General features: G+C 70.6%; 10 protein-coding genes and 1 pseudogene. 10 read left to right on the top strand and 1 reads right to left on the bottom strand.

Annotated features, from left to right (window positions below; translation table 11 throughout):
- From AC2H6A_RS15615 to AC2H6A_RS15575, 9 genes are all read left to right on the top strand, one after another.
- The coding region (locus AC2H6A_RS15615) for an aminotransferase class I/II-fold pyridoxal phosphate-dependent enzyme (RefSeq protein WP_484274599.1) at positions 1-836 on the top strand (836 nt) is incomplete at its 5' end.
- Positions 837-900: 64 nt separating this feature from the next.
- Complete coding sequence (locus AC2H6A_RS15610) at positions 901-2,241, top strand: homoserine dehydrogenase (protein ID WP_484274598.1); 1,341 nt, start codon at positions 901-903, stop codon at positions 2,239-2,241.
- 11 nt (positions 2,242-2,252) lie between these two features.
- Positions 2,253-3,662, top strand: coding sequence for a threonine synthase (thrC, locus tag AC2H6A_RS15605; protein WP_484274597.1), 1,410 nt, complete (start codon positions 2,253-2,255; stop codon positions 3,660-3,662).
- A gap of 20 nt (positions 3,663-3,682) precedes the next feature.
- The gene (mobB, locus tag AC2H6A_RS15600) at positions 3,683-4,213 is read left to right on the top strand and encodes a molybdopterin-guanine dinucleotide biosynthesis protein B (RefSeq protein ID WP_484274596.1); all 531 of its coding nucleotides are present in this window, start codon (positions 3,683-3,685) and stop codon (positions 4,211-4,213) included.
- Entirely contained in the window at positions 4,176-5,396 is a 1,221-nt protein-coding gene (locus tag AC2H6A_RS15595) for a molybdopterin molybdotransferase MoeA (RefSeq protein ID WP_484274595.1), read from the top strand. The genes mobB and AC2H6A_RS15595 overlap by 38 nt, the downstream gene beginning before the upstream one ends.
- Positions 5,393-5,650, top strand: coding sequence for a molybdopterin converting factor subunit 1 (gene moaD / locus AC2H6A_RS15590; RefSeq protein ID WP_484274594.1), 258 nt, complete (start codon positions 5,393-5,395; stop codon positions 5,648-5,650). The genes AC2H6A_RS15595 and moaD overlap by 4 nt, the downstream gene beginning before the upstream one ends.
- Before the next feature lie 14 nt (positions 5,651-5,664).
- Complete coding sequence (gene moaE, locus AC2H6A_RS15585) at positions 5,665-6,120, top strand: molybdopterin synthase catalytic subunit MoaE (RefSeq protein ID WP_484274593.1); 456 nt, start codon at positions 5,665-5,667, stop codon at positions 6,118-6,120.
- Between the two features lie 49 nt (positions 6,121-6,169).
- Complete coding sequence (gene crcB / locus AC2H6A_RS15580) at positions 6,170-6,535, top strand: fluoride efflux transporter CrcB (RefSeq protein WP_484274600.1); 366 nt, start codon at positions 6,170-6,172, stop codon at positions 6,533-6,535.
- Positions 6,532-7,446, top strand: a complete 915-nt coding sequence (locus AC2H6A_RS15575) for an EamA family transporter (protein ID WP_484274592.1) — start codon at positions 6,532-6,534, stop codon at positions 7,444-7,446. Before crcB ends, AC2H6A_RS15575 begins: the two co-directional genes overlap by 4 nt.
- Before the next feature lie 6 nt (positions 7,447-7,452).
- Here the strand turns inward: AC2H6A_RS15575 and AC2H6A_RS15570 are convergent, their stop codons facing one another.
- Positions 7,453-8,280: an enoyl-CoA hydratase gene (locus AC2H6A_RS15570; RefSeq protein ID WP_484274590.1), complete on the bottom strand. Its 828-nt coding sequence runs from the start codon at positions 8,278-8,280 to the stop codon at positions 7,453-7,455.
- A gap of 141 nt (positions 8,281-8,421) precedes the next feature.
- Between AC2H6A_RS15570 and AC2H6A_RS15565 the strand changes: the two are divergent.
- Positions 8,422-8,744 (top strand): annotated as a pseudogene (locus tag AC2H6A_RS15565) (hypothetical protein); the annotation flags it as partial.

Here is an 8,744-nt window from a genome sequence, read left to right as displayed (position 1 = left end):
TGCCCAACCCGAGCTACCCGATCCACATTTACGGCGCGGTGATTGCGGGTGCCGATATTCGCTCGGTGCGCATGACGCCGGGCGTCGATTTCTTCGATGAACTGCAACGCGCCATCCGTGAGTCCATCCCGAAGCCCAAGATGATGATCCTGGGCTTCCCCAGCAATCCCACCGCGATGTGCGTCGATCTGCCGTTCTTCGAGCGGGTGGTCGAGATCGCGCGCGAGCACAACATCATCGTCGTCCACGATCTCGCCTATGCCGACATCGTGTTCGACGACTTCCGCGCGCCTTCCATCCTCGAGGTGCCCGGCGCGCGTGATGTCGCCGTCGAGTTCTTCACCATGAGCAAGAGCTACAACATGGCCGGCTGGCGGATCGGCTTCATGGTGGGCAATCGCGAGCTGGTGGCCGCGCTCGCGCGCATCAAGAGCTACCACGACTACGGCGCCTTCACGCCGATCCAGGTCGCGTCCATCGCCGCGCTCGAGGGCCCTCAGGACTGCGTCGAGGAGGTCCGCCTCAAGTACCAGCGTCGCCGTGATGTGCTCGCCCGCGGTCTGATCGAAGCCGGCTGGCCGGTCGAGGTGCCCAAGGCCTCCATGTACATCTGGGCCGAGATCCCCGAACCCTACCGGGCGATGGGCTCGCTCGAGTTCGCCAAGAAGCTGCTCAACGAGGCCAAGGTGGCGGTCTCCCCGGGGGTGGGCTTCGGCGAGCTCGGCGATACCCATGTGCGCTTCGCCCTCATCGAGAACGAGCAGCGCATCCGCCAGGCGGTGCGTGGCATCCGCGACATGTTCCGCAAGGACGGCCTGATCAAGCTGGCCGCCTGAGCCTCCTCTCTCCGCCGGCCCCGGCGCGCCGCGCCGTTGGCTGCGCGTCCTCACAGGGCACATCATGAGCGTCGAGAAATTCGGGCCGGTACGCGTCGGCCTGCTGGGCATCGGCACCGTCGGCAGTGGCACCTTCGAGGTGCTGTCACGCAATGCCGCCGAGATCACCCGCCGCGCCGGCCGGCGCATCGAGATCACCCGCGTCGCCGACCTCGACACCGCCCGCGCCAGCGCGCTGGTGGCCGGCCGCGCCCGGGTCGATGCCGATGCCCGCGCGCTGGTGGCCGACCCCGAGATCGACATCGTGATCGAGCTGATCGGCGGCTACGGCATCGCCCGCGAGCTGGTGATGTCGGCGATCGAGAACGGCAAGCATGTGGTCACCGCCAACAAGGCGCTGCTCGCGGTGCACGGCAACGAGATCTTCGCCGCCGCCTCGCGCAAGGGCGTGATGGTCGCCTTCGAGGCCGCGGTGGCCGGCGGCATCCCGATCATCAAGGCGCTGCGCGAGGGCCTTACCGCCAACCGCATCGACTGGATCGCCGGCATCATCAATGGCACCACCAACTTCATCCTGTCCGAGATGCGCGACAAGGGCCTGTCCTTCGACACCGTGCTCGCGCAGGCCCAGCAGCTCGGCTATGCCGAGGCCGACCCCACCTTCGACATCGAGGGCGTCGACGCCGGCCACAAGATCACCATCCTCTCGGCCATCGCCTTCGGCATCCCGGTGCAGTTCGGCAAGGCGCACATCGAGGGCATCACCGGCCTGCAGAGCGCCGACATCACCTACGCCGAGCAGCTCGGCTACCGCATCAAGCTGCTCGGCGTCACCCGCCGGCGGGTGGTCGACGGCCGCGCCATCGGCGTCGAGCTGAGGGTGCATCCCACGCTGATCCCCGAGCGGCGCCTGATCGCCAATGTCGAGGGCGCCATGAACGCGGTCTGGGTGAAGGGCGATGCCGTGGGCCACACCATGTACTACGGCAAGGGCGCCGGCGCCGAGCCCACCGCCAGCGCGGTGATCGCCGACCTGGTCGATGTCGCGCGCATGCTCACCGCCGACCCCGGCAACCGCGTGCCGCACCTCGCCTTCCAGGCCGAGTCGCTCTCCGACCTGCCGGTGCTGCCGATCGGCGAGGTCGAGACCGCCTACTACCTGCGGCTGCGCGTGGCCGACGAGCCCGGCGTGCTCGCCGACATCACCCGCATCCTGGCCGACGCGGCCATCTCCATCGACGCGGTGCTGCAGCGCGAGCCGGCCGAGGGCGAGAACCAGACCGACATCATCCTGCTCACCCATCGCACCATCGAGAACCGGGTCGATGCCGCCATCGCCCGCATCCAGGCGCTGTCCACGGTCCTGTCCGGCGTGACCCGCATCCGCCTCGAAGAGCTGAACTGAGCGGCCCGCCGATGCGTTATCTGTCCACCCGCGGCGGGCTCGCGCCCGCCGAGTTCACCGACATCCTGCTCGGTGGCCTGGCGCCCGATGGCGGTCTGGTCGTGCCCGAGCGCTATCCCCGCATCGACGCCGCCGAGCTCTCCGTCTGGCGCTCGCTGAGCTACCCGGCGCTCGCCTTCGAGGTGCTCTCGCGCTACGCCACCGACATTCCGGCTGCCGACCTGCGCGCGCTCGTCGAGCGCACCTACACCGCCGAGGTCTTCGGCTCGCCCGAGATCACGCCGGCCCGTCGCCTTGCCCCGGACCTGCATCTGCTCGGCCTGTCCAACGGGCCCACCCTGGCCTTCAAGGATGTGGCCATGCAGCTGCTCGGCGGCCTGTTCGAGTACACCCTGGCCCGCGAGGGCCGGCAGCTGAACATCCTGGGCGCCACCTCGGGCGACACCGGCAGCGCCGCCGAGCACGCCATGCGCGGCCGTCGCGGCATCCGGGTGTTCATGCTCTCGCCGCATGGCCGCATGAGCCCCTTCCAGCGCGCGCAGATGTTCTCCCTGCAGGATCCGAACATCTTCAACATCGCGGTCGACGGCGTTTTCGACGATTGCCAGGACATGGTCAAGGCGGTGTCGGCCGATCTCGCGTTCAAGGCGCGCTACGCCATCGGCACGGTCAACTCCATCAACTGGGCGCGGGTGGTGGCCCAGGTGGTGTACTACTTCCGCGGCTACTTCGCGGTGGCCGAAGAGGTCGGGCAGCCGGTGTCCTTCTGCGTGCCCTCTGGCAACTTCGGCAATGTGCTCGCCGGTCACATCGCGCGCATGATGGGTCTGCCCATCCGGCGGCTGGTGGTGGCCACCAACGAGAACGATGTGCTCGACGAGTTCTTCCGCACCGGCGTCTACCGGGCCCGCGCCACCGCCGAGACCCGCCAGACCAGCAGTCCGTCCATGGACATCTCCAAGGCCTCCAACTTCGAGCGCTTCGTGTTCGATCTGCTCGGGCGCGACGGCGCCCGGGTGGCCGCGCTGTGGCGCGAGCTCGAGACCACCGGCGGCTTCAGCCTGGCCGAAGACCCCGCCTTCGCGCGCATCGCCGAGTTCGGCTTCGCCTCGGGCCGCAGCCGTCATGCCGATCGCCTGGCCACCATCGCCCAGGTGCATCGCGAGCACGGCGTGGTCGTCGATCCGCACACCGCCGACGGCCTGTTCGTGGCCCAGCAGTGGCGCGAGCCGGGCGTGCCCATGGTCTGCCTCGAGACCGCGCTGCCGGTGAAGTTCGCCGAGACCATCCGCGAGGCGATCGGCATCGAGCCGCAGCGGCCGGCCGCCTTCCAGGGCATCGAAGACCTGCCGCAGCGCGCCACGCGCATGGCGGTCGACACCGACGGGCTCAAGCGGTTCATCGCCAGCCACTGCGACTGAGCGGCGGCGCCGCGCGGCCCATGCAGGTCTTCGGCATCGCCGGCTGGTCGGGGTCGGGCAAGACCACCCTGATCGAGGCCCTGATTCCGCGCCTCTCGGCCGGCGGCTGGCGGGTGTCGCTGATCAAGCATGCCCACCACGGCTTCGACCTCGACCGCCCCGGCAAGGACTCGCACCGGCTGCGCGAGGCCGGCGCCCACCAGGTGCTGCTCGGCTCGCCGCGGCGCTGGGCGCTCATGCAGGAGCTCCACGACCAGCCCGAGCCGGGGCTCGAGGAGCACCTGGCGCGCCTTGGCCCGTGCGAGCTGGTGCTGGTGGAGGGCTACAAGCGCGCGGCCATCCCCCGTCTGGAGGTCCACCGGCCCGCCCTCGGCCATCCCTTGCTGTACCCCGCCGACCCGCATATCGTCGCGGTGGCATCCGACATCCCCATGGCCTGCCCGCTGCCCTGTCTCGATCTTGCCAGCCCGGATGCCATCGCCGCTTTCATCCGCTCCCACTTCGCATCCCATCATGCCGCCACCGCTGCGCCCTCTCGACGAGGCCCTTGAAGACCTGCTGGCGCGGGCCGAGCCGGTTCCCGATTCCGAGTCGCTGCCCACGCTCGAGGCGGCCGCCCGCGTGCTGGCCGCCGACCTGCGCTCCGGCATTGATGTCCCCTCGGCCGACAACACCCAGATGGACGGCTATGCGGTTCGCGCGGCCGATGTGCCTGCCCCCGGCGCGCGGCTGCCGGTCTCGCAGCGCATCCCGGCCGGCCATGTCGGCGAACCGCTCGCCCCGGGCACGGCGGCGCGCATCTTCACCGGCGCCTTCATCCCGCCGGGCGCCGACGCGGTGATCATGCAGGAGCAGTGCGAGGCCGACGGCGAGGCGGTGGTGATCCGCCATGCCCCGCAGTCCGGCGAGTGGGTGCGGCGCCGGGGCGAAGACATCCTCAGCGGATCGGTGATCCTGCGCGCCGGCGACCGGCTCAGCCCGCAGGCGGTGGGCCTGGCGGCCTCGGTGGGTCTGGCCGCCATCCCGGTGCGCCGGCGGGTGCGGGTGGGGTGCTTCTTCACCGGCGACGAGCTCGTCATGCCCGGCGAGCCGCTGCCGCCGGGCGCCATCTACAACAGCAACCGCTTCGTGCTGGTGTCGCTGCTGCGCGCCCTGGGCTGCGAGGTCACCGATCTGGGCATCGTGCCCGACAGCCTGCCGGCCACCCGGACCGCGCTGCGCGAGGCTGCCGCCCGCTGCGATCTGGTCATCACCTCCGGTGGCATGTCGGTGGGCGAGGAGGATCATGTCCGCCCGGCGGTGCTGGCCGAAGGCGAGCTCCATCAGTGGCAGATCGCCATCAAGCCGGGCAAGCCCCTCGCCTACGGCCGGCTGCGGCGCGCCGTGGGCGATCACGCCCACTTCATCGGCCTGCCCGGCAATCCGGTGTCCAGCTTCGTCACCTTCCTGCTGCTGGTGCGGCCCTTCGTGCTCAGGCTGCAGGGCATGAGCGCGGTGGCCGCCCCGTCACGGGCGATGCGTGCCGATTTCGATTGGCCCCGACCCGATCGCCGGCGCGAGTTCCTGCGGGCTAGAATCAATCCGCAAGGTGGGCTCGATCTCTTCCCCAACCAGAGTTCGGCGGTGCTCACCTCCACGGTCTGGGGCGACGGCCTGGTCGACACGCCCGCAGCCAGCGCCATCGCCCGTGGCGACACCGTCCGCTTCCTCGCCTTCACCGATCTCCTCTCATGACCCTCACCGTGCTGTTCTTCGCCAGCCTGCGCGAGGCGCTGGGCACCGGGCGCGAGCTCATCGAGGCGCCGGCGCCCGGTCTCACCGCCGGCCAGCTGCGCGAGCAGCTGCGTGCGCGCGGTCCGCAATGGGCGCAGGCCCTGGGCCCCGAGCGCGCGGTGCGCATCGCGGTCAACCAGGTGATGGCGCAGGCCGACACCCCCATCCCGGCGGGCGCCGAGGTGGCGTTCTTTCCGCCGGTCACCGGCGGCTGAGCCCGGAGCGCGCCATGACCGTCAGGGTCCAGACCGAGGATTTCGATGTCGGCGCCGAGATCGCCCGGTTGCGCGCGGGCAACCCGCGGGTCGGCGCGGTGGCCGCCTTCATCGGCACCGTGCGCGACCTCAACGACGGGCAGGGCGTGGCCACGCTCACCCTCGAGCACTATCCCGGCATGACCGAGAAGTCCCTGCAGACCATCTGCGATCAGGCCCGTGAACGCTGGCGTCTGGAAGACCTGCTGATCGTTCATCGGGTCGGTCCGCTCGCGCCCACCGACCAGATCGTGCTGGTGGCGGTCACCTCGGCCCATCGCGGCGAGGCCTTCGCCGCCTGCGAGTTCGTCATGGACTACCTCAAGACCCGCGCGCCCTTCTGGAAGAAGGAGGCCACCCCGCAGGGCGAGCGCTGGGTCGAGGCCCGCGACAGCGACGAGCAGGCGGCCCGTCGGTGGCCGGCCTCGTGAGCGGGTCGTGGGCGCAGGGGGTCTCTCGCGCCGGAGCATCAGCGTGAGCCTGTCGGGCGCGCTGGCGGTCGCCGCGGGCGCGGTGCTCGGCGCCTGGAGCCGCTGGCTGCTCGGGCTCTGGCTCAACCGCCCGGGCACCGCCCTGCCACTGGGCACGCTCGCCGCCAATCTCGCCGGTGGGCTCCTGGTGGGCATGGCGCTGGCCTGGTTCGAGTCCCACCCCGACCTGTCGCCCGCCTGGCGCCTGTTCGCCGTCACCGGCTTTCTGGGGGCGCTCACCACCTTCTCCACCTTCTCGGCCGAGTCGCTGGCGCTGGTGCAGCGCGGCGAGCTTGGCGCCGCGGTCCTGCACAGCGCGGTCCATCTCCTGGGCTGCCTGGCAGCCGCAGCGTTTGGCTGGCGGCTGCTCCGATGAGCCTCGCCGAGCCGCCCGTCTGGCTGTGGGTGGTCTTCACCCTGGTGGCGGCCTGCTCGCAGACCTTCCGCAACGCCATGCAGCGCAGCCTCACCGCGCGGCTGGGCACGGTGGGCGCCACCCATGTGCGCTTCCTTTTCGGGCTGCCCTTCGCCTGCGTCTTCGTGGTCCTCATCCTGGCCACCGCGCCGCCACTGCGCGAGCCGCGCTTCGACCGTCTGTTCTGGGCCTGGGTGGTGGTCGCCGGGGTCAGCCAGATCATCGCCACCGCGCTCATGCTCGCGGCCATGCAGCTGCGCTCGTTCACCGTGGCCACCGCCTACGTGAAGTCCGAGCCGGTGCTGGTGGCGGTGTTGGGCTTCGTCTTTCTGGGCGACCGGCTCGGGGCGCTGGCCATCCTGGCCATCCTGGTGGCCACCGCCGGGGTGCTGCTGATGTCCACCTCGGGCGCGCAGGCCCAGCCCGGCACGCGACTGCGGGCGGCGCTCCTGGGCATCGCGGCCGGCGCCATCTTCGCGCTGTCGGCGGTGGGTTTTCGCGGCGCGATCGTTGCGCTCGGCGATGACCCCTTTCATGTGCGTGCCGCCATCACCCTGGTGATCGGGCTGGCGGTGCAGAGCGCGCTGCTCACCACCTGGCTGCGGTTACGCTCGCCCGGCACCATGGGCGAGATCCTGCGCGCCTGGCGGCCTTCGCTCGCGGCCGGCGCGCTCGGCTCGTTCGCATCCCTGTGCTGGTTCACCGCCTTCGCACTGCAGAGCGCCGCGGCGGTGCGCACGCTCGCCCTGGTCGAGATCCTCTTCGCCCAGGCGATCTCGCGGCAGCTGTTCGCGCAGCGTGCCAGCGCCGCCGAGGCGCTGGGCATCGCCCTGGTGGTGGCCGGCGTGGCCGCGCTGCTGCTCGCGGGCTGAGCCGGCTCAGCGGCCGTTGAACACCGGCTCGCGCTTGTCCACGAAGGCCTTGGTGGCCTCGCGGTGGTCTTCGGTCTGGCCGCAGTGCACATGGTGGGTGGCTTCCAGATCGAGGCAGTCATCCACCTCGCCGGCCATGGCGCGGTTCAGGTTCTCCTTCATGTACCGGTAGGCCACCGTCGGACCGCTGGCCAGGCGCAGGGCGATCTCGCGGGTGCGCGCGGCGAGCTCCTCCGGCGGGCACACCCAGTTGGCAAGCCCGAGCCGCAGCGCCTCGTCGGCGCCGATGCGGTCCGACAGGAAATAGAGCTCGCGGGCCTTGGCCGAGCCGACCAGCTGGGTGAGGAAGTAGGTGCCACCGTAGTCACCCGAGAAGCCCACCTTGGCGAAGGCGGTGGTCATGATGGCCGTGCTGGCCATCACCCGCAGGTCGCAGGCCAGGGCAAGCGACAGGCCGGCGCCGGCCGCCGCGCCCGGCAGCGCCGCGAGGGTCGGCTTGGGCATCTTGAACAGCTTGCCCGCGGTGGCCCGCTGGTTCACCCGCTGGCGGTGGATGGCGCCATCGATGGTGTTGTTGCCCACGGTGCCGTCACCGCGCGCGGCCATGCCCTTGACATCGCCCCCGGCGCAGAAGCCCTTGCCGGCGCCGGTGAGCACGACGCACTTCACCGCATTGTCGAGCTCGGCGCGGGCGAGCTGCTGCGAGAGCGCCTCGGTCATCTCGCGCGACATCGCGTTGCGCGCCTCGGGCCGGTTCAGGGTGAGGGTGAGCACCCCCGCCTCCAGCGAGGCGAGCAGGTCCTGGGTGCCGGTGTCGATGGTCTGGGCTTGCATGAAACGGGTCTCCTGAAAGGGGGCGCTCGGTCGGCGGGACGGACACTTCCATTCCCCGGTTCGCTGGCATGGCGCGACGGCCGGTCTTGTGGACAATGGGGCCACCCGGCCAACCCGCCAGTCGATGGAGAAAGACCGATCATGCAGCAGAAAGCCGCCAACGCCGGTTCCGGTTTCGGAACCACCCCCCAGGATGACCTCAACGACCTGCGCATGAGCGACAAGTCGATGCCCCTGCTCGAGCAGGTTCGTCGCTTCGTGAGCGAGGTGGTCGATCCCATGTCCGAGAAGTTCCACGCGCTCGGCGAAGGCCGGGCCGACCGCTGGAGCTATGTGCCGGGCCAGCTCGAGCTGCTCGAAGAGGCCAAGAACGAGGCCAAGCGTCAGGGCCTGTGGAACTTCTTCCTGCCCGATGCCGAGACCGGCGAGGGCCTGTCCAACCTCGACTACGCCTACATCGCGGC

The sequence above is a fragment of the Quisquiliibacterium sp. genome, assembly GCF_982640115.1.
The sequence above is the reverse complement of the archived record's forward strand: the minus strand, read 5'-3'. Positions and strand labels throughout refer to the sequence as shown.

Coding starts and splice junctions, on each gene's coding strand:
- AC2H6A_RS15610 (WP_484274598.1), top strand. CDS start 901: ATGAGCGTCGAGAAATTCGGGCCGGTACGCGTCGGCCTGCTGGGCATC.
- thrC (WP_484274597.1), top strand. CDS start 2,253: ATGCGTTATCTGTCCACCCGCGGCGGGCTCGCGCCCGCCGAGTTCACC.
- mobB (WP_484274596.1), top strand. CDS start 3,683: ATGCAGGTCTTCGGCATCGCCGGCTGGTCGGGGTCGGGCAAGACCACC.
- AC2H6A_RS15595 (WP_484274595.1), top strand. CDS start 4,176: ATGCCGCCACCGCTGCGCCCTCTCGACGAGGCCCTTGAAGACCTGCTG.
- moaD (WP_484274594.1), top strand. CDS start 5,393: ATGACCCTCACCGTGCTGTTCTTCGCCAGCCTGCGCGAGGCGCTGGGC.
- moaE (WP_484274593.1), top strand. CDS start 5,665: ATGACCGTCAGGGTCCAGACCGAGGATTTCGATGTCGGCGCCGAGATC.
- AC2H6A_RS15575 (WP_484274592.1), top strand. CDS start 6,532: ATGAGCCTCGCCGAGCCGCCCGTCTGGCTGTGGGTGGTCTTCACCCTG.
- AC2H6A_RS15570 (WP_484274590.1), bottom strand. CDS start 8,280: ATGCAAGCCCAGACCATCGACACCGGCACCCAGGACCTGCTCGCCTCG.